Source organism: Paenibacillus sp. FSL P4-0127 (assembly GCF_038007325.1).
GTDB classification, from domain to species: Bacteria; Bacillota; Bacilli; order Paenibacillales; family Paenibacillaceae; genus Fontibacillus; species Fontibacillus macerans.
This window is the reverse complement of the sequence record NZ_JBBOWY010000001.1, coordinates 3,629,269-3,645,867: the sequence shown is the minus strand read 5'-3', so window position 1 is coordinate 3,645,867 and position 16,599 is coordinate 3,629,269. Positions and strand designations below refer to the sequence as shown.

Here is a 16,599-nt window from a genome sequence, read left to right as displayed (position 1 = left end):
TCATGCCAACGATTAAGACGGTTTACAGCAAAGAGGCCAATTCATTGCCATAATACAATTTGCCCGTGCTGCTCAAACATGCCTCAAGATTCGCCAAAGGCTCGGCGAGGGACGGATCGCTGTGATGAGCCAGGGTAAAGTATTCCTTGGCTTTGGCCAAAATGCCTTTTTGCGCCTCGATGCAGCCGAGCGCATTATAAATGATGGAGCGAAGCCTTTTGTTTCCGGCTTTCTCCAGAACGAGCCAAAACTGCCGCGCGGCTTCCTCGCTTCGCTCCAGATGCAGATGGCACATGGCCAGGTAGGTACGGCCAAGCGCGCTGCCGGGATACTGCTTCAGCACCTGCTCAAACTGCTCCAGCGCTTGGGGAAACATCATCAATTTATAATAACCTTGTCCTTTGATAAACGGACCCGTTTCGATCTCGGGGAGCGACAGGACCTCCTCGGCTTCAAGGCTGCCCCATTTTTGGCGCAGCGCGGCCATCTTCTCTTCGAAACAAAGCCACTCTTCAATGATCCCGTCGCTCATGTGCTTGAGCAGTCGCCATGCTTGCGCGAGCTCCTGCTTTTGGGCGCCCGCGGCCAGCGGATATTTACGCGAAATATCATCCAACATCTCATTCATTTCCGCAAAAACATGCTGAAACATCATTCGCACCCCACCCTTAACGAAAATGAAATCAGTCCGAGCCTTAAGATCATTTTTTGTTTCGGGCGGGCTTTTCATTCCCGCAAGCGTCAATTGCATATATTTGCTTCCGATTGGCGGCGAAATTCAGGCGCGCGGTACGGGTTTATTTAACGAATGGCCGCGTGCAGCTCCTGATGGGCTTTTTCCACGGGCCGGTTGCTTTCGTCCACGAAAACGACGGTCGGCTGGTGGCTGCGCACTTCCTCGGGAGACATCGCCGCGTAGGAAATGATAATGACGTTGTCGCCGGGCTGCACGAGCCGCGCGGCCGCGCCGTTCAGGCAGATGACGCCGCTGCCGCGCGGTCCCGGAATCACGTACGTTTCCAGGCGCGCGCCGTTGTTGTTGTTGACGATCTGCACTTTTTCGTTCTCCAGAATATCGGCGGCCTCCATCAGCTCTTCATCGATCGTAATGCTGCCGACATAGTTCAAATTCGCTTCGGTCACGGTCGCGCGGTGGATTTTTGATTTCATCATCGTTCTGAACAATTAGGCCATCCCCTTTTTGGTCAAAATCACGTTATCGATCAGTCGCGTCGTGCCGAACTTCACGGCCACCGCGATAAGCGCGTCGGCGCCGCGGCCGGCATCGTCAAGGCGTTCAGTGTCGGCGAGCGGAGACAGTCCCGGAAAATCGGCGATCTCCACGTAATCGATATCGGCCAGCGGTTCACCGCCAATGCTCCGGGTCAGATCCGCGCGGATTTCGCCGGCTGTGACCGCCCCGCCCGCTTGCGCTTTCTCCCGCGCCTGAAGAAGGCTTCTGGACAGCACGAGCGCCGCCTTGCGCTCCTCGGGGCTCAAATATACGTTGCGCGAACTGAGCGCGAGGCCGTCCGCCTCCCGTACGATCGGGCACGGAACGATCTCCACGTCAAAATTCAAATCCTCCGTCATCTGGGCGATCACGGCCACCTGCTGGGCGTCCTTTTGCCCGAAATAGGCGCGGGCCGGCTGCACGATGTGAAACAGCTTGCTCACGACGGTCGTCACGCCGTCGAAATGCCCCGGCCGCGAAGCGCCGCAGAGGCGTTCCGTCAGCTCCGCGACTTTGACCTTGGTCCAGGTCGGGCGGGGATACATTTCCTCTACGCTCGGCATAAATACAGCATCGACGCCTTCCCGTTCGGCGAGCGCCAAATCCTTTTCCGCATCGCGCGGATACCGTTCAAAATCTTCGTTTGGTCCGAACTGGATCGGATTGACGAACACGCTCAGCACGACGAGGTCATTCTCGCCGCGCGCTTTGCGCAGCAAGCTGGCATGGCCTTCATGCAAGTAGCCCATCGTCGGGACGAGTCCAACCCGCAGGTCCTCCCCTTTCCCCGCCGCGGCAAAACGCTCCGCCTGCAAATGCTCCCGAAGCGCCCGGATTTCCGTAAAGGTCTTCATGCTTTTGTTTCCACCTTTCCTTTGCCGTACAACGTCTCAAGCACGCCGTCTTCCGCGGCGAACACATGCTCCTGAGCCGGGAAAGCGCGGGTTTTGACCTCGCGTACGTATTCCGAAATGCCGCTGCGGATTTGCGTTCCAATGTCGGCATACGTTTTGACGAAACGTTTGTCCCGGTAATCCGGGGTATATTTAAGAACATCATGAAACACGAGCACCTGGCCGTCGCAGCCGCGGCCGGCGCCGATGCCGATCGTGGGAATGGAAAGCTCCTTGGAAATCGCCTCCGCCACCTCCTCGGTGACCAGCTCCAGCACGATCCCAAACGCCCCCGCGCGCTCCAGCGCCTTGGCGTCCTCCAGCAGGCGCCGGGCGTCCTGCGCATCTTTGCCCTGGATGCGGTAGCCGCCGATTTGGTTGACCGACTGCGGCGTGAGCCCGATATGGCCCAGCACCGGCACCCCGGCCTGCACGATCGCCTGGACGGCCAGGGCGATTTCCGCCCCTCCTTCCATCTTGACCGCGTGCGCATGCCCTTCCTGCATCAGGCGGCGGACGTTCTTCAGCGTCTCTTCAACGCTGCCGTGATACGTCATAAACGGCATATCCGTCACGATAAACGTATGCTGCGCCCCCCGAGCCACCGCGCGGCTGTGATGGACCATATCGTCCAGCGTCACCGGAATCGTCGTATCGTAACCCAGCACCACATTGCCGAGCGAATCGCCGACGAGCAGCATATCCGCGCCGGCCTCTTCCGCCAATTGCGCCGACGGATAATCGTAGGCGGTAATCATCGCAATCGGCGTACCGTCCTGCTTCATTTTTTTCAATTTCACGATGTTTAATGCTTGTTTTCCAGCCAATTTTCCCATCTCCTTCGGTTTGGCCTGCCGCGCCGCGTCCATTCGCGTACCCGCGTACCTTTGTACAACGAAAAAACGCGCACGACAAAAAAACCTTTTAGTTTGGCACTAAAAAGGTCCGAATGCATAGAAGGAGTCACTTGCTTCGTTCCTTCTGTCTCGGTCCTCTTCGGCTCAGAGCAGAATCCAACGCAGGCTTCATCACATTAACCTACAGCTGCTGGGGAGTGCAGTTCGAACGTGTGCCGATACCGCCTCCTGAGCACAGTATAACAAATTGCGTCACGTTTTTCATCCGCCAATTTGCACTTCGCCGGAAAAAATAGTGCGCATGTTTCCGTCATCTTCGGCCAGCACCAGCGCCCCGGAAGGATCGAGAGCCGTAGCCAGCCCGCTGACGTCTCCGGCGGGCGTTTTGACCGTGACCCGCTGGCCCAGGGTAACCGATAAAGCTTCCCACAGATGGCCGATCGGCGCAAAGCCCTCTTGAATGTATAGCTCATACAGCTGTTCCAGCTCCGCCAGCACCATCCCGATCAGCTCGGCCCGGTCGATGCGGCGGCCGCTTTCAATGTACAGTGACGTCGCGACGTCCTGAAGCTCTTCAGGGATATCTTCGGCCTCCAGATTGACGTCGATCCCAATACCGGCGATGGCGTAGCGGATCAGCTCGTCCTCGCCGACCGATTCGACGAGGATGCCGCAAAGCTTGCGGCCGTGCACAAGCAGATCGTTGGGCCATTTGATCCCCGCATCGACGCCGGCGGCCCGGCGCACGGCGCGGCATACGGCCACCGCAATCAGCAGCGTGAGCTGCGGCGCAAAGGACAGCGGCTGCCGGTCCGGGCGAAGCAGCAGGCTCATCCACACGCCTTTGCCCGGCGGCGAATACCACGCCCGGCCCTGACGGCCGCGGCCGCCCGTCTGCTCCTCTGCGACGACCAGGGTGCCGGACGGAGCCCCGGCCTCGGCCAGCTCCCGAACCTCCGCCTGCGTGGAGACCGTCCGTTCGAGCAGCCGGATTTGCCGCCCGAACAGAGCGCGGCCCTCAAGCGCCCGCGCCAAGGCGGAATGGGCAATTTTGTCGGGCTTGCGAATAAGCCGGTAACCGCGCCGCGGGGCGGATTCAAACTCATACCCCTCATCGCGCAGCTTGGCGATCTGCTTCCATACCGCCGTCCGGCTGATCGCAAGGCGGCGGCTGATCTCCTCTCCGGATATATATTGCCCCGGATGCTCCAGGAGCATGTCGATCAATCGGTTTGCTTCCATGTTTCGCTTAACCCCGCTTTCACGTACTCCAGCAACGCTTGTTTGTCGTTATGTACCTCCCCGGCGGCGACCGATAAAAGAAGCTGCTTCATCAGTTCGCCGAGCCAAGGGCCGCCTTTTTGACCGGTCAGCTCAAGCACGTCTTTGCCGCTGACGGCCAGCTCGGACAAGGCGTGCGCCCGCACTTCCCCATGCCAGCGCCGGGCGAGGTCAAGCCGCTTCCGTTCAGCTATCCGCTGCGCTTCGGAGAGAAACGCAGCCGCCAATACGGCAGCCTGCCGGCCCAGCCAACACGCAGCCGCCGTTTGACCGAGCGTCACCTGCAGGACGACCCAGCGGCGGCGAAGCGAGGCCGCTTCGCGCTCCTCGGCTTGCGCCTGCCGCCAAGCCTCGTCAAAGCGGACGATCGCCGCCGTCTCCTCGGCGGCCTTGTTCGGAAACGTCCACCGTTTCATCAGCGGGATGACGTCTTCGCCGCCAGTGCCAAGCGCCTGCAGCAGCAGCGACCAGCGCAGCGCTTGCGGCTCCGGCGGCAGCTCCGGCAGCGCGGTCAGCAGCTCCCGCCGCGGCGCGGCCGCAAGCAGCTGCCGCGTCAGCCGCGCCTGGCTCTGCCGCTCCGGCTCCGCGTCGCCCGCCACGGCCTCCGGCAGCGCCGCCTTCACATGCCGCAGCAGCCCGCTGCGCTCCAGCAAGGCCAGGCCGCGCAGCGGGCGCGGACCGAGCACGACCTTCTCCAGCTCGGTCCGCACGCGCTCCATCGCGATGTAGGACAGCTTGTCCTTGCCGCGCAGCAGCGCTTTCCACAGGCTTTTGGCCGGGCGGAAGCCAAACACCGAAGCGAAGCGGACCGCCCGCAGCATGCGCAGGGCGTCCTCCTCGAACCGCTCCTCGGCCGCGCCGACGCAGCGGATCAAGCCGCGTTTGATGTCGCTTTGGCCTCCGTACGGATCGATAAGCGCCCCATCGATATCCCGGGCGATGGCGTTCATCGTAAAATCGCGGCGCAGCAAATCCTCGTTAACGGCGTCCACGAACTCCACCGATGCCGGCCGGCGATGGTCCTCGTATTGCGACTCCTTGCGGAACGTCGTCACCTCGAACGCATAGTCATCCATCAGCACCGTAACCGTGCCGTGCTCGATCCCCGTCGGAACCGTGCGCTCAAAAACCGCGACCACGTCCTCCGGTTTGGCCGAGGTGGCGATATCCATATCGTGAACCGGCCGGCCCATCAGCTCATCGCGTACGCAGCCGCCGACAAAAAAAGCCTGGAACCCGCGTTCCAGCAAAGTATGCAGCACCATTTCCCCCTGATTCACCATCAGGGGGTCTACCTGTGTCCAGCGATTCATTGGCTTGCCTCCAAACGTTCCTTCGCTCCCGGCCGGCATAGGCGGGTACGGCGCGCCGTGCCCCTTTAGCTGCACGCCGGCTTCAACTGCGGAGCCTCAAGGTTTAACACACGGTAATAAATCTCTTCATAATTGGCCATCGTTTGCTGGCTGCTGAATTCTTTTCTCGCCCGGGTCAGGCAGGCTTCCCGCATCTTTGCCCCGAGCTCCGGACTTTTCAGCAGCGTCAGGCAGTATTCGGCCATCCGTTTCGTATCGCCGATCGGGGCGAGGAAGCCGGTTTCGCCGTGCTTCACGAGCTCCGGGATGCCCCCGGCAATCGTTCCGACCGTCGGCACGCCGCAGGCCATCGCCTCCAAAGCGACCAGGCCGAAGCTTTCCTTCTCCGATGGCAGCAGCAAAATATCGGCCATCGAAATGACGTGTGCGATATCGTCCTGCTTGCCGAGAAAATGCACCCGGTCGCTTAGCCCCAACTCTTTGATTTTCAGCTGGATTTTCGGAAGATCCGGTCCTTCGCCGACAAGCAGCAGCTTCGACGGCACTTCTTCGTTGACGCGATGGAAGATGTCCACGACGTCCGCCACCCGCTTGACCGGGCGGAAATTGGAAATATGCATCAGCACTTGTTCGCCGGGTTCGGCGAAGTCCGCGCGGCAGCCGGCCGCGTCCCGGGGGTAATACACCCGCTCGTCGACGAAATTATACGTCAAATCGATATCCCGGGTGATGTCCAGCACCTCCCGCGTCTCCCGCGTCAGATCCAGCGAAACCGACGTGACCGCGTCGCTCTCGTTAATCGCCAACCGGATCAGGTCCTTCAGCGATTCGTCCTGGGCCAATACGGTAATGTCCGTCCCGTGCAGCGTGGTGACGACCTTCAGCGAGTCGCCGATCATCTGTTTGGCCAAAAAAGCGCAAACGGCATGGGGAACAGCGTAATGGACATGCAGCACATCCAGCCCCTGCGTTTTGGCGACCTGCGCCATTTTCGTCGCAAGCGACAAATCGTAAGGAGGGTAGCGGAACACGTAATAATCGCTGACTTCCACTTCATGATAAAAAATGTTTTTATGGTAACCACCCAGACGGAAAGGAACGCTATGCGAAATAAAGTGCACCTCATGCCCTTTTTCCGCCAGCAGTTTCCCAAGCTCGGTGGCGACAACCCCCGAACCGCCCAAAGAAGGGTAACAGGTGATGCCTATTTTCAAAAATGGATCCATATGGCGGGGGCCTCCTTCATGTTCTAGTTCCCTGATTATGATTATGTGCGTCGGGACCCGAATAGATTAACTTGATAAGCCGATTTTACCGCAAAACCTTCGGCGTACGGAATGAGCTTCCGCTGCCCGAGCAGCGCGTCCCGGGCCTTGACGCGTTCGACATACCCCTGGTTCAAAGGCGTCTCGGCGACATCCTCGCCGGGAGCGCCTTGCCCGAATTGGGAACGATAGCAGCCGAGCGCCCGCTCTTTCGCCTCATAAAAATCGCTGACGTCCACTACCAGGTCCGGCGTCTTCCAATCGTTGATGAAATAAAAGTACAGCTCCGGCTCCGGAACCGCCGGCTTGTCCGGCCTATAACGGCGCAGCTTGGCGTTAAACACCGCCTCCTCCACCAGCTTGCTGCAGGCGATATGATCGGGGTGCCGGTCTTCCCAATAAGGGGCGAACACAATGCGCGGCGCATGCTCGCGAATCGTTTCGGCCACGGCGGCGATTTGTTCGGGCGTACCGAACAGCCCGCGGTCCGGCAATCCCAAATTCAGGCGCACGGCCAGACCAAGCTCCTGCGCGGCCCGCTCCGCTTCCTGCTTGCGCAGCTCGGGATTGCCGTTGGAGGACAGCTCGGCTTCCGTCAAATCGCAAATGCCGACCCGGTATCCGGCGTGAACGTGTTTGGCGATCGTGCCGGCCATTCCGATCTCGGCATCGTCGGCATGCGCGCCGAAAATCAAAATATCCAGCGGCCCGTTCATTGTCCCAGCCCCGGTTTATACTGTTCCACCAGCTCGCGCCAGGCGAAATCGCCGCGGTCCAGCGCCCGCACCAAAATTTCCGCCGTGGCCATGTTCGTGGCGACCGGAATGCCGTGCACGTCGCACAGGCGCAGCAGCGCCGTGATATCCGGCTCGTGCGGCTGAGCCATCAGCGGATCGCGGAGGAAAATGACCAGATCCATTTCATTTTGGGCGATCAATGATCCGATTTGCTGATCGCCGCCCAGCGGGCCGGACAGGAAACGGTGGATTTTCAAGCTCGTATTCTCCATAATTTGTTTGCCCGTCGTTCCGGTGGAGTACAGCTTTTTATCCTTAAACACATGTTCATAAGCGATGGCGAAATTGACGATATCTTCTTTTTTACGATCATGAGCAATAAATGCAATGTTTATCATACGGTCATAATCTCCTTATCATTCAACAAAATGGTCGAATCCGTAAACCATGCCTTCGTATTCCAGCACCTTCTTGATCGCCAGGTTAACCCCCGGCATATAACCGGCCCGTTCATAAGAGTCGTGGCGGATTTTCAGCGTTTGGCCAAAGCCGCCGAAAATAACCTCCTGCTGGGCGAACACGCCCGGCAGCCGCACGCTGTGAATCCGGAAGCCGTTGTAATACCCGCCGCGCGCCCCTTCGATCGTTTCTTCCTCGTGCGGATTGCCCTGCCGCAGCTCCTGCCGGTTTTGCGCGATCAGTTCGGCCGTTTTCACCGCGGTTCCCGAAGGGGCGTCCAGCTTCTGATCCCCATGGTATTCGATAATCTCCAGATGCGGGAAATACTTCGCCGCCTGCGCCGCGAATTTCATCATCAGAATGGCCCCGATCGAAAAATTCGGAGCGATCAATCCGCCGATCCCCCGGGCTTGGCACAGCTTGTCCAACTCTTCGATTTGCTCCGGGGTGAACCCTGTCGTACCGACAACCGGAGAAACGCCGAGCCGGATCGCCAGTTCGGTGTTGGAGAAAGCGGACGCCGGCGTCGTGAAATCAACCAGCACCCGCGGGCGATGCTCCGCCAAAGCCTGTTCCAGGTTGTCTGACAGCGCCACTCCGCATTCCGGCAGGCCGGCCACAACTCCGGCGTCCAGCCCGGCTTTCGATACACTAACGGCCGCCACCAGCTGGAGATCGGGGGCCTCAAGCACCATTTTAACGACTTCCTTCCCCATTCTGCCAGCCGCGCCGGCCACGGCAACTTTAATCGGATCCGACATGTACATCTCCTCGCATTCTTTACTATGATGATTGTTTGATTTTGGATTTGAAACGCTGCTCCAACTCTTGCAGCTCTTTCGCTATACCGGGGTCCACAGGCAGCGCGGCCGCTTCTCTCACGGCGTGCAAAGCTTGCTCATACCGCCCCAGCTCCCCGTAGGCAATCGCCAGCCATACCTGAGCATCCGCGGATAACGGATCAAGCTCCACGGCCCGCTTGAGCATGCGCGTGGCCGGTTCGGCCGCGTTCCTGCCGCTCTCTTCGCGGCCCTCCAGCCGTTTCTTGGCCATATGCGTCAATTCCATCGACTGCAGCCGGTCATAATGCAGCCTGTATTCCTCCTGGTCCGGGGCCAAAGCCGCAGCCAGCCTGGCATGCATCAGCGCTTTGTCCAAGCGGTTGCTGCGGGCGCACGTAATCGAGTAACGGTAATGGATATCCGCATGATCCGGCTCGGCGGCCAGCGCCTGCTCAAACCAATGCTGCGCTTGCTCAAAGTCGTTTTCGTAGATGCTCCGGTAAGCTTTATACAAAAATTCCTCCGCCTTCATACGCCGCCCCCCTATTCTATAGTGCGTGTTCAAAAAGTCATGACTTTTTGAACATCCTCTTGTAGGGATGATCATACTGACAGCATATGAAAGTTATGGTTGTTCGGTGTCCTTTTTCGTCCACCTATCGGCGTCGCGGGTCGCGAATTTGTGCATCACTCTGTCATGCGCCTCCGTCAGGTCGATGCCCAGGGAATTGGCGAAACAGATCGTAATAAATAAAATATCGCCGAGTTCCAGCTCGATGGAGTTTTCGGCTTCATCCGGCTTTTTCGGCTTCTCCCCATACGTATGGTTTACCTCTCGGGCCAGCTCGCCTACTTCTTCGCTCATGCGGGCCAGCATGGACAACGGGCTGAAGTAGCCTTCCTTAAACTGCGATATGTACCGGTCTACTTCGCGCTGCATCTCCGCCAGAGTTTTTTCTTTCAACGTCATAAAGCGCCTATCCCTCCGACAATATTCCCGTTTTTCCCTATGTTATCGTAAAGGCGGGGCGAAAACAAATCCTTTTTTAATCGGGGCGGAAAAAGGTATACTAATATAGGTTAAAAAATGCAAAGGTTCATCCTTTGGAACAGGTGAGGGATCGGATGTTTTCCAACAAGCTGGCCGTTTTTTTCAAAACGCTTTTGCCGATACTGCTCGGAACCGCGGTATACGCGTTTGGACTTCTTTATTTTATATTGCCGAATCAATTGATGGAAGGCGGCGTTACCGGGATTACGCTGCTGCTCAATTATGCGTTTGGCATTTCGCCGTCGCTCTCCAACCTGCTGCTGAACATTCCGCTTTTTCTTCTTGGGTGGAAAATTTTGGGCGGCCGCTCCATCGTCTGGACCGGCATCGGCATCGGCTCGCTTTCTTTTTTCCTGTGGCTGTTCGAACGGCTGATCGATCACGGCTGGATTTTGCCGTTTGAAACAAAAACCGACTATATTCTCGTTTCCTTGTACGCGGGAGTGACGCTGGGCGCCGGCCTTGGCATCGTCTTCCGCTTCGGCGGCACAACCGGAGGCTCGGACATCGTTGCCCGGATTTTGGGGCGGAAATTCGGGTTCAGCATGGGCCAGGTCATCCTGACGCTGGACGTGATCATCATCGGGCTGTCGCTGTTCTATATTAGGAAGGAGAATATTTTGTATACACTGGTCGCCGTGTTCATCGCCTCCAAAGTGATCGATTTCATTCAGGAAGGCGCGTATTCCGCCAAGGCGTTTACGATCATCAGCGATCACGCCCCGGAAATCGCCGACATCATCACGAAGGAGATGGAGCGCGGCGTCACGCTGATACCGGCGATCGGCGCCTACTCCAAGCAGGCGAAGCATATGGCCTACTGCGTCGTGTCGCGGCAGGAAATCCGGCGGCTCCAGCGCATCGCCAAGTCGGTCGATCCGCGGGCGTTCGTCATTATCAGCGATGTGCATGATGTGCACGGGGAAGGGTTTAAGGAAGATTAAGACGAAAAATACCACGGCTACCGTCTACAAGACCAAAAAATAGCCGGCGGCAAGGGAGTGGAATGATCCCTTGCCGCCGGCTATTTCGCGGTGTTAAAAGCGGTGCCGGTACGAATCCTCGTCGGTTCTGCCTACCGCTGTGACCGTCTGAGCAGCCTGGAATTTACGTAAGCCCGTGTATCCTAAAGCGAGCACGATCCATAATCCGATCAAACCGCTCCAATACCACGGATTTTCGTAGCCGGCGATCGGCAGGAACACAGGCTCTTCGCCTTTGCGGCCGAACAGCGCCTTTAACGCGCTTTCCCCCTGGCGAATCGCCTCCATAAGCGCCGCTTCGTCCATCGGTTGGTCATTGCTAAGCCGTTCGGCGTAAGACAGCCACGAATCAAACCGGTTGACCGTGGATGGATCGCGGCGAATGACGGCGGCCGGGCGGATCGTCTCGTAATGCTGCTGCAAATTCCCAAACGCCGCGCGCAGCTTCTCCGATTGCCCCCCTACGCGGGCGTTGTTCATCCGCTGCATGTCATCGGCCATTACTTTGTAATATTGCAGCCATAACCCCTTGTCCTTATGAAGCAGGCTGTTTACGGCCAGCCGCAGCACGGCCGAAGAGCGCGACCACTCATCGGGGACGATCTCGGACCGGGCAAGCGTTTCTCTCGCGTCCATAATGCTTTCCGCAAGCGCATGAATGCCTTCCACCGAGGTCAAGCCTTTAAAAGAAACGCCTTCAAGCGCGGCGATCAACCGTTCCATCTCGGCATGGGCCTCCTCGACGCGCCCTTGCTGCATATGGCCGTACAGCGCTTCCGCCGCCGTTTCCAGCTGCTTCAGTTTATCCCCGCGCTCTTCGTCGGACAATTGCGAGACCGGAGCCGGGGCCCGGCCGCCGTCTAACCCCTTCCCTGCCGGGGAGGCCGCGGCCGCCGGACTGCCTGCCAGCAGCAGCAGCGGCAACAGCACAAAAAGCCACCCGAGCTTTCCTTTCGTTTTCACGGACATCCCTCCCTACCATCATCGTATGGCAGGCTGTCCATGGGTAGAACCTTCAACGTTTAAGTACCTGTTCAAAGATTCGATGACAAGTCCGCTTCGTGACCTGTTTCGTGATTAAAAGTTGATCACTTTGTTCTATATTAGTCTTGTGTTCAGTATCGTCCCCATAAAATAGCGGAACTTTTGGGTCTTAATTTTCGATGAACAGGTCGAAAGACGGTCCTTCGCCACTAAATCGTGAGAATAGCTCCATAAAATTCCTCTATTTCACGCAACAAGGGGGATATCGCTGAAATAGCGCCCTTTTTTTCCTTGATGTTGTCACCCGAAATCTTCAACAGACTAATTTTGCCGACATTATTTCCAAAATCGTCTACTAGGCTCTCTTTGCGCCTTTCAGCGCCAACCACCCCGCGACAACGCTGGCGGCGGTCAAAGCGACGGTAAACACCGTAACCGCAGGCACATCGTCCCACAACGTTTCCGGCAGCCACGGATACACTTCATATGTATAATCGACCGTATCGTTCAGCAGCGTCCAAGCCCCGGCGCCAAGCAGCATGATCGGCCCAAACCGGTACAGACGCACGTACAGCAGCGCTTCAACGGCCATCGCCAAATGCGATGCGACCAGCATCCAATCCTGCCAGACCAGCGGGCCGCCCTGGTAAGCGCCGGCAAAGATCATCGACACCGCCCATACGCCGTACTTCACGCTTGTCACGACAGCCAGTCCTTCAAGCAGCGATCGAACCCCCGTAAACCTCCCCAGCGCCTGCGGAAACAGGAGAAACAACAGCGTTAACGTGAAAAAGAGACTGGCCGTTGGGCTGTCGGGCACAAATATAATCTGCCAATGCGGATGGTTCTCCCAGGTATACCGCAGCTGCCCATCGTACCAAATATACCCGTAAACCGTGCCCAGCAAGTTGCATACGAATAAGGCCCATAAAATCGGACGGGACGCCAAAAAGGCCCGGCTCCAGAAATACGATAATTTCAACGGACTGCTCCTTCCTCAAAAAAACCTGATCGAATCAACGATCAGGTTTTTCGCATACTTCCTATTTTACTGTTCCGTTTTTTGTTTCGCAAGCCATTCGGCCAGGTGGTCGAGTTCCTCGTCCGTTACGCCGGCGCCGATCGCCGTGTCGTACACGGCCGGCATTCTGCCGTTGTAGCCTTCTTTGATGATCGACATGATTTCTTCCTTGCCGTGCTTGTCGCCTACACCGCGCAAGGAAGGACCGGCAGCCCCTTTCAGGTCGGCGGCGTGGCAGGAAACGCAAGTCGCTTTCTTATAGGTTTCCATCGCCGGATCATCCTTGTCCACGATCGCCACTTCCTGCTGTTTGGTCGCATTGGAAGTCGGCAAGCCTTTTTCCCGTTTCTCCCGGGCTTCCTCTTCCCGCTGAATATGCTCCGGAACTTGCCCCGTAGCTTTCAGTTCCTCCTGGTAATGCGTCCAGGCGAAGTTCGTCAAATAAACGATCGACGCCAGCGAAAGGAACATCAGCGAGGAAGCGATCGGACGTTTGTAGAAGCGGCGTTCTTTACCGCGGTCCAAAAACGGCGCCAGCAGCAGGCTCCCGAAAGCAACCCCGGGAATCCCGAGCGTGCCGAGCACGACGTAATCGCCCGATGCGTACGGATATTTCAGAAATTGGTACAGGAACAAGAAATACCAGTCCGGCATCGGAATGACCGAAGCGGTCGGATTGGCCGGATAACCCAGCGGAGCCGGTTCGGCGATCGTCAGCACCAAAAAGCCGACCAGCACCACGACGCCTACCATCCATTCCTTCAGCAAGAAGTTAGGGATAAACGCTTCGGATTTACCCGGGTATGCCGTGTAATCCGGAGGCGTGATAAATCCGTTGCCTTTACGCACACGCGAATCTCCGACGTATACGATCTTTTCCTTCGAATTGTTGTGGGCCATAACCTCTATGCCCTCCCTTCTCCATTTTTAGTTAGAGGTAGCTTATAGCGGGCCGGAAATCCCTTGACGGCGGATCATAATGAAATGCCCCACCAGAAGGATCAACAGCACGGCCGGAAGGAAGAACACGTGAATCGCGAAGAAACGGGTCAGCGTTTCCGCGCCGACAATCGTACCGCCCTGCAGCAGTTCTTTAATGACCGGGCCGAGCACCGGAACGGAGTTGGCGATTTCCAAAGTAACCTTTGTCGCAAAGTATGCTTTGTTATCCCACGGCAGCAAATATCCCGTCAAGCCGAGCCCGATCATGACGAAGAAAATCAGCATGCCCACAACCCAGTTCATTTCGCGCGGCGCCTTGTAGGAACCGGTAAAGAACACGCGAAGGGTATGTAAGAACATCATAACGATAACCAAGCTCGCTCCCCAGTGGTGCATGCCGCGGACGATCTGGCCAAAGGCCACCTGCGTCTGCAAATATTCGACACTGGCGTAAGCGTTGATGATATCGGGAACGTAATACATCGTCAGAAACATCCCCGATAAAATCTGGATGACCGTAATAAAAAACGTCAAGCCGCCGAAGCAATAAACAAAAGCGGAAAAATGATGCGCCGGGTTAACGTGCTCCGGAACCTCGTGATCGGCGACATCCCGCCAAATCGGCGTGATATCCAGACGTTCGTCAATCCAGTTGTATACGTTTTTAAACATCCGTATCTACGCCTCCTTATTTCACGATCGTATTCGGGACCGTCTGACCCAAATACACCCAATTGTCTTTCACCATGACCTTGTACTCGTCAAGCGGCTTCGGCGCAACCGCCAGCTGCTTGCCTTCGATCGTGTAATGCGCTCCATGGCATGGGCAATGATATTCGTTCGGAAAATTTTTGTCATTGTTCCAGCCAACCGTACAACCCAAATGTTTACAGATCGGTGAAAGCGCATAAATTTTTCCACTCTCGTCTTTACGGATCCACGCCGTAAGCGATGCCGTACTTTGATACCATCCATCCTGCTGCTGCAATTCAAAGGAAAATTCCTGCGGCTCATTTGTAATTTTGCTGACTTCAACCACTTTTACAAAAGTGCCTTCGCCTTTTTTGTGCAGAATTGGATCTACGGCAAACCGAACCATGGGCAGCGTCACACCACCCACCATAAATGCAGTGGCGCCCCCAAGGGTGTATGTAAGAAATTGCCGACGGGACATTTCTTTGCGAATGGGCGGTTTGTGCGATGATTCATGCTGGTCGTGCTGATTGCTCATATGTCTTCAACCCCCTTTGCAACCAATTCTTCCTGACTTTCAATGACAATAATCACAACATCATCTAAGACATATTAATAATATATTAGCGTTTTAGGAGCGTCAAGAATTTGACACATCTTTTTCCGGCGGCAAAACCTTGCCCTACTTAAAAATGTCAACAATTTGTCACATTCAGTCCCTTGACCCGCCTGTCCACAAATGCTGGACTTTTTCCTTAACCCGTCCGGCCGCAGATCCGCCATCCGGATCGGGATTGGAAAACCGTCCCGGCGTGATAATAAGATCGGCATTCGGCAGCTCCTCGTCAGCCCAATTCAGTTCGGCGGATACAACGATCGCATAAGCAAATCCGCTCCGCTTGACATTTTCGCAAACCTTGTTGATCGCTTGGGATAAACGATCTCCCGCATATTGAATCGAGGGATATGTGACGACTCTGCCCTTAAAAGGGATTTCCACCCAATCCATGACACTTTGAAGTCTTTCCAATTTTTCCGTCACTTCATACGGCCGTTCCAAACCGGTTAATCCCGTGACCGGGACGAGGCAGGTGTCCAAATACGGGCGCAGCTCCTCCCACCCGGAAGCCTCCACTTCACTGAATTTCATACATCCATATCCCCTTTACTGATGATTTTCCTTCCCAATTATAAACACGAACGATTGACAATGCCATCTTCGATAAAAAAAGATCGAGCAGCGTTTTTTCGTCGCCGATCGACCTTTTTCTACATTATATATTGCTGCGGATGATCCGATTTTCAACGTTCTTCCAATGTCTTCAGTTCATCCGTCAGGAGCCGGAAGGCAACCTCATCGCCATTCGCCAAGGCGGTATCGATTTCGCTGTAGATTTGTTCCGAGCGATGCTTCCGGAGCGCTTCGTCCCATATCATTTCTGCCGCCAAACCAAGCATTGCTTCATAAGTAACCTTCATCTGATCCATAGGATGCACCTCCAAACCATGGTTTTAAAACAAGTTTAAAAAGCTTAAGTGACCCTATATTCCTTTCCTTTGGCCACATAACTTTCCGCCGTCCGCTTCATGCGCTGCAGGTCTTCTTCCGTCAGTTCGCGTACGACTCTGGCCGGCGAGCCCAGAGAAAGAGTATAGGGGGGAACTTTTTTGTTTTCCGTAACTACCGAACCTGCTCCTATTAAAGCATATTCACCGATGTCGGCGCCGTTTAGGACGATCGCCCCCATCCCGATTAATGTGCCATGGCCTATACGGCAACCGTGAATGATCGCGGAATGTCCGACGGATACGTCGTTTCCTACGATCAACGGCTGGGATGTATTGACATGTCCGACCACGCCGTCCTGGATGTTCGTCCGATCTCCGATCACAATTTCCGCCAAATCACCGCGCAGCACGGCATTGTACCAAATACTGGCCATACTGCCCACCGTTACATCGCCGATCAGTTTGGCACCATCGGCGACAAACACGCTTGCATCCACGACCGGCAGCTTTCCTTGATAACGAATCAACACACTGCTCACGCTCCCCTTTAGCCTAGAATTTGGGAGTGATTGTAGCAGTACCTTCAGGCGTTGTC

21 protein-coding genes are annotated in these 16,599 nt (G+C 56.3%); 1 reads left to right on the top strand and 20 read right to left on the bottom strand.

What is annotated here, in order from left to right; translation table 11 throughout:
- Window positions 1-22 precede the first annotated feature (22 nt).
- From NYE74_RS16435 to NYE74_RS16380, 12 genes are all read right to left on the bottom strand, one after another.
- Window positions 23-652 carry a hypothetical protein gene (locus NYE74_RS16435; RefSeq protein WP_036627970.1) on the bottom strand — a complete coding sequence of 210 codons (630 nt, stop codon included), beginning with the start codon at window positions 650-652 and terminating at the stop codon, window positions 23-25.
- 149 nt (window positions 653-801) lie between these two features.
- Window positions 802-1,185, bottom strand: a complete 384-nt coding sequence (panD, locus tag NYE74_RS16430) for an aspartate 1-decarboxylase (protein WP_036622012.1) — start codon at window positions 1,183-1,185, stop codon at window positions 802-804.
- Window positions 1,186-2,088, bottom strand: coding sequence for a pantoate--beta-alanine ligase (gene panC, locus NYE74_RS16425; RefSeq protein ID WP_036622011.1), 903 nt, complete (start codon window positions 2,086-2,088; stop codon window positions 1,186-1,188).
- Complete coding sequence (gene panB, locus NYE74_RS16420; RefSeq protein WP_036627969.1) at window positions 2,085-2,954, bottom strand: 3-methyl-2-oxobutanoate hydroxymethyltransferase; 870 nt, start codon at window positions 2,952-2,954, stop codon at window positions 2,085-2,087. The genes panC and panB overlap by 4 nt, the downstream gene beginning before the upstream one ends.
- A gap of 291 nt (window positions 2,955-3,245) precedes the next feature.
- A complete protein-coding gene (locus NYE74_RS16415; RefSeq protein ID WP_036622006.1) occupies window positions 3,246-4,226 on the bottom strand; it encodes a biotin--[acetyl-CoA-carboxylase] ligase in 981 nt (326 codons plus the stop codon).
- Window positions 4,208-5,578 carry a CCA tRNA nucleotidyltransferase gene (locus NYE74_RS16410; protein ID WP_155620380.1) on the bottom strand — a complete coding sequence of 457 codons (1,371 nt, stop codon included), beginning with the start codon at window positions 5,576-5,578 and terminating at the stop codon, window positions 4,208-4,210. The genes NYE74_RS16415 and NYE74_RS16410 overlap by 19 nt, the downstream gene beginning before the upstream one ends.
- 65 nt (window positions 5,579-5,643) lie before the next feature.
- Window positions 5,644-6,804, bottom strand: coding sequence for an N-acetyl-alpha-D-glucosaminyl L-malate synthase BshA (bshA, locus tag NYE74_RS16405; RefSeq protein WP_036622003.1), 1,161 nt, complete (start codon window positions 6,802-6,804; stop codon window positions 5,644-5,646).
- A 41-nt stretch (window positions 6,805-6,845) separates the two neighbouring features.
- Window positions 6,846-7,559 (bottom strand): bacillithiol biosynthesis deacetylase BshB1, encoded by a 714-nt coding sequence (gene bshB1 / locus NYE74_RS16400; protein ID WP_124332675.1) that lies wholly within the window; start codon window positions 7,557-7,559, stop codon window positions 6,846-6,848.
- Window positions 7,556-7,978 (bottom strand): methylglyoxal synthase, encoded by a 423-nt coding sequence (gene mgsA, locus NYE74_RS16395; protein WP_036621989.1) that lies wholly within the window; start codon window positions 7,976-7,978, stop codon window positions 7,556-7,558. The genes bshB1 and mgsA overlap by 4 nt, the downstream gene beginning before the upstream one ends.
- A gap of 18 nt (window positions 7,979-7,996) precedes the next feature.
- Window positions 7,997-8,800, bottom strand: a complete 804-nt coding sequence (gene dapB / locus NYE74_RS16390; RefSeq protein WP_124332674.1) for a 4-hydroxy-tetrahydrodipicolinate reductase — start codon at window positions 8,798-8,800, stop codon at window positions 7,997-7,999.
- A 22-nt stretch (window positions 8,801-8,822) separates the two neighbouring features.
- Entirely contained in the window at window positions 8,823-9,353 is a 531-nt protein-coding gene (locus NYE74_RS16385) for a tetratricopeptide repeat protein (RefSeq protein WP_036621983.1), read from the bottom strand.
- A 93-nt stretch (window positions 9,354-9,446) separates the two neighbouring features.
- Complete coding sequence (locus tag NYE74_RS16380) at window positions 9,447-9,791, bottom strand: nucleotide pyrophosphohydrolase (protein WP_036621981.1); 345 nt, start codon at window positions 9,789-9,791, stop codon at window positions 9,447-9,449.
- 155 nt (window positions 9,792-9,946) lie between these two features.
- Between NYE74_RS16380 and NYE74_RS16375 the strand changes: the two genes are divergently transcribed.
- Window positions 9,947-10,816, top strand: a complete 870-nt coding sequence (locus NYE74_RS16375) for a YitT family protein (protein ID WP_341004950.1) — start codon at window positions 9,947-9,949, stop codon at window positions 10,814-10,816.
- A gap of 93 nt (window positions 10,817-10,909) precedes the next feature.
- Here NYE74_RS16375 and NYE74_RS16370 read toward each other — a convergent pair whose 3' ends face one another.
- The 8 genes from NYE74_RS16370 to NYE74_RS16335 form a co-directional block, all read right to left on the bottom strand.
- Window positions 10,910-11,818, bottom strand: a complete 909-nt coding sequence (locus NYE74_RS16370; protein ID WP_051985388.1) for a sporulation protein YpjB — start codon at window positions 11,816-11,818, stop codon at window positions 10,910-10,912.
- 376 nt (window positions 11,819-12,194) lie between these two features.
- Window positions 12,195-12,821, bottom strand: a complete 627-nt coding sequence (locus NYE74_RS16365) for a DUF1405 domain-containing protein (protein WP_036621973.1) — start codon at window positions 12,819-12,821, stop codon at window positions 12,195-12,197.
- Between the two features lie 66 nt (window positions 12,822-12,887).
- Window positions 12,888-13,760: a menaquinol-cytochrome c reductase cytochrome b/c subunit gene (locus NYE74_RS16360; RefSeq protein ID WP_124332671.1), complete on the bottom strand. Its 873-nt coding sequence runs from the start codon at window positions 13,758-13,760 to the stop codon at window positions 12,888-12,890.
- A gap of 42 nt (window positions 13,761-13,802) precedes the next feature.
- Window positions 13,803-14,474 (bottom strand): menaquinol-cytochrome c reductase cytochrome b subunit, encoded by a 672-nt coding sequence (qcrB, locus tag NYE74_RS16355; protein ID WP_016311825.1) that lies wholly within the window; start codon window positions 14,472-14,474, stop codon window positions 13,803-13,805.
- A 16-nt stretch (window positions 14,475-14,490) separates the two neighbouring features.
- The gene (locus NYE74_RS16350) at window positions 14,491-15,033 is read right to left on the bottom strand and encodes a ubiquinol-cytochrome c reductase iron-sulfur subunit (protein WP_036621968.1); all 543 of its coding nucleotides are present in this window, start codon (window positions 15,031-15,033) and stop codon (window positions 14,491-14,493) included.
- Between the two features lie 174 nt (window positions 15,034-15,207).
- Window positions 15,208-15,645, bottom strand: a complete 438-nt coding sequence (locus tag NYE74_RS16345; protein WP_124332670.1) for a DUF2487 family protein — start codon at window positions 15,643-15,645, stop codon at window positions 15,208-15,210.
- Between the two features lie 152 nt (window positions 15,646-15,797).
- Window positions 15,798-15,983 carry an IDEAL domain-containing protein gene (locus tag NYE74_RS16340; protein WP_036621966.1) on the bottom strand — a complete coding sequence of 62 codons (186 nt, stop codon included), beginning with the start codon at window positions 15,981-15,983 and terminating at the stop codon, window positions 15,798-15,800.
- A gap of 44 nt (window positions 15,984-16,027) precedes the next feature.
- The gene (locus tag NYE74_RS16335) at window positions 16,028-16,534 is read right to left on the bottom strand and encodes a gamma carbonic anhydrase family protein (RefSeq protein ID WP_036621965.1); all 507 of its coding nucleotides are present in this window, start codon (window positions 16,532-16,534) and stop codon (window positions 16,028-16,030) included.
- Window positions 16,535-16,599: the final 65 nt, after the last annotated feature.

Bases quoted from the DNA above. Each gene is read 5' to 3' on its own strand.
- NYE74_RS16435 (WP_036627970.1), bottom strand. From the start codon at position 652: ATGTTTCAGCATGTTTTTGCGGAAATGAATGAGATGTTGGATGATATT.
- panC (WP_036622011.1), bottom strand. From the start codon at position 2,088: ATGAAGACCTTTACGGAAATCCGGGCGCTTCGGGAGCATTTGCAGGCG.
- NYE74_RS16415 (WP_036622006.1), bottom strand. From the start codon at position 4,226: ATGGAAGCAAACCGATTGATCGACATGCTCCTGGAGCATCCGGGGCAA.
- NYE74_RS16410 (WP_155620380.1), bottom strand. From the start codon at position 5,578: ATGAATCGCTGGACACAGGTAGACCCCCTGATGGTGAATCAGGGGGAA.
- bshA (WP_036622003.1), bottom strand. From the start codon at position 6,804: ATGGATCCATTTTTGAAAATAGGCATCACCTGTTACCCTTCTTTGGGC.
- bshB1 (WP_124332675.1), bottom strand. From the start codon at position 7,559: ATGAACGGGCCGCTGGATATTTTGATTTTCGGCGCGCATGCCGACGAT.
- mgsA (WP_036621989.1), bottom strand. From the start codon at position 7,978: ATGATAAACATTGCATTTATTGCTCATGATCGTAAAAAAGAAGATATC.
- dapB (WP_124332674.1), bottom strand. From the start codon at position 8,800: ATGTCGGATCCGATTAAAGTTGCCGTGGCCGGCGCGGCTGGCAGAATG.
- NYE74_RS16385 (WP_036621983.1), bottom strand. From the start codon at position 9,353: ATGAAGGCGGAGGAATTTTTGTATAAAGCTTACCGGAGCATCTACGAA.
- NYE74_RS16380 (WP_036621981.1), bottom strand. From the start codon at position 9,791: ATGACGTTGAAAGAAAAAACTCTGGCGGAGATGCAGCGCGAAGTAGAC.
- NYE74_RS16375 (WP_341004950.1), top strand. From the start codon at position 9,947: ATGTTTTCCAACAAGCTGGCCGTTTTTTTCAAAACGCTTTTGCCGATA.
- NYE74_RS16360 (WP_124332671.1), bottom strand. From the start codon at position 13,760: ATGGCCCACAACAATTCGAAGGAAAAGATCGTATACGTCGGAGATTCG.
- qcrB (WP_016311825.1), bottom strand. From the start codon at position 14,474: ATGTTTAAAAACGTATACAACTGGATTGACGAACGTCTGGATATCACG.
- NYE74_RS16350 (WP_036621968.1), bottom strand. From the start codon at position 15,033: ATGAGCAATCAGCACGACCAGCATGAATCATCGCACAAACCGCCCATT.
- NYE74_RS16345 (WP_124332670.1), bottom strand. From the start codon at position 15,645: ATGAAATTCAGTGAAGTGGAGGCTTCCGGGTGGGAGGAGCTGCGCCCG.
- NYE74_RS16340 (WP_036621966.1), bottom strand. From the start codon at position 15,983: ATGGATCAGATGAAGGTTACTTATGAAGCAATGCTTGGTTTGGCGGCA.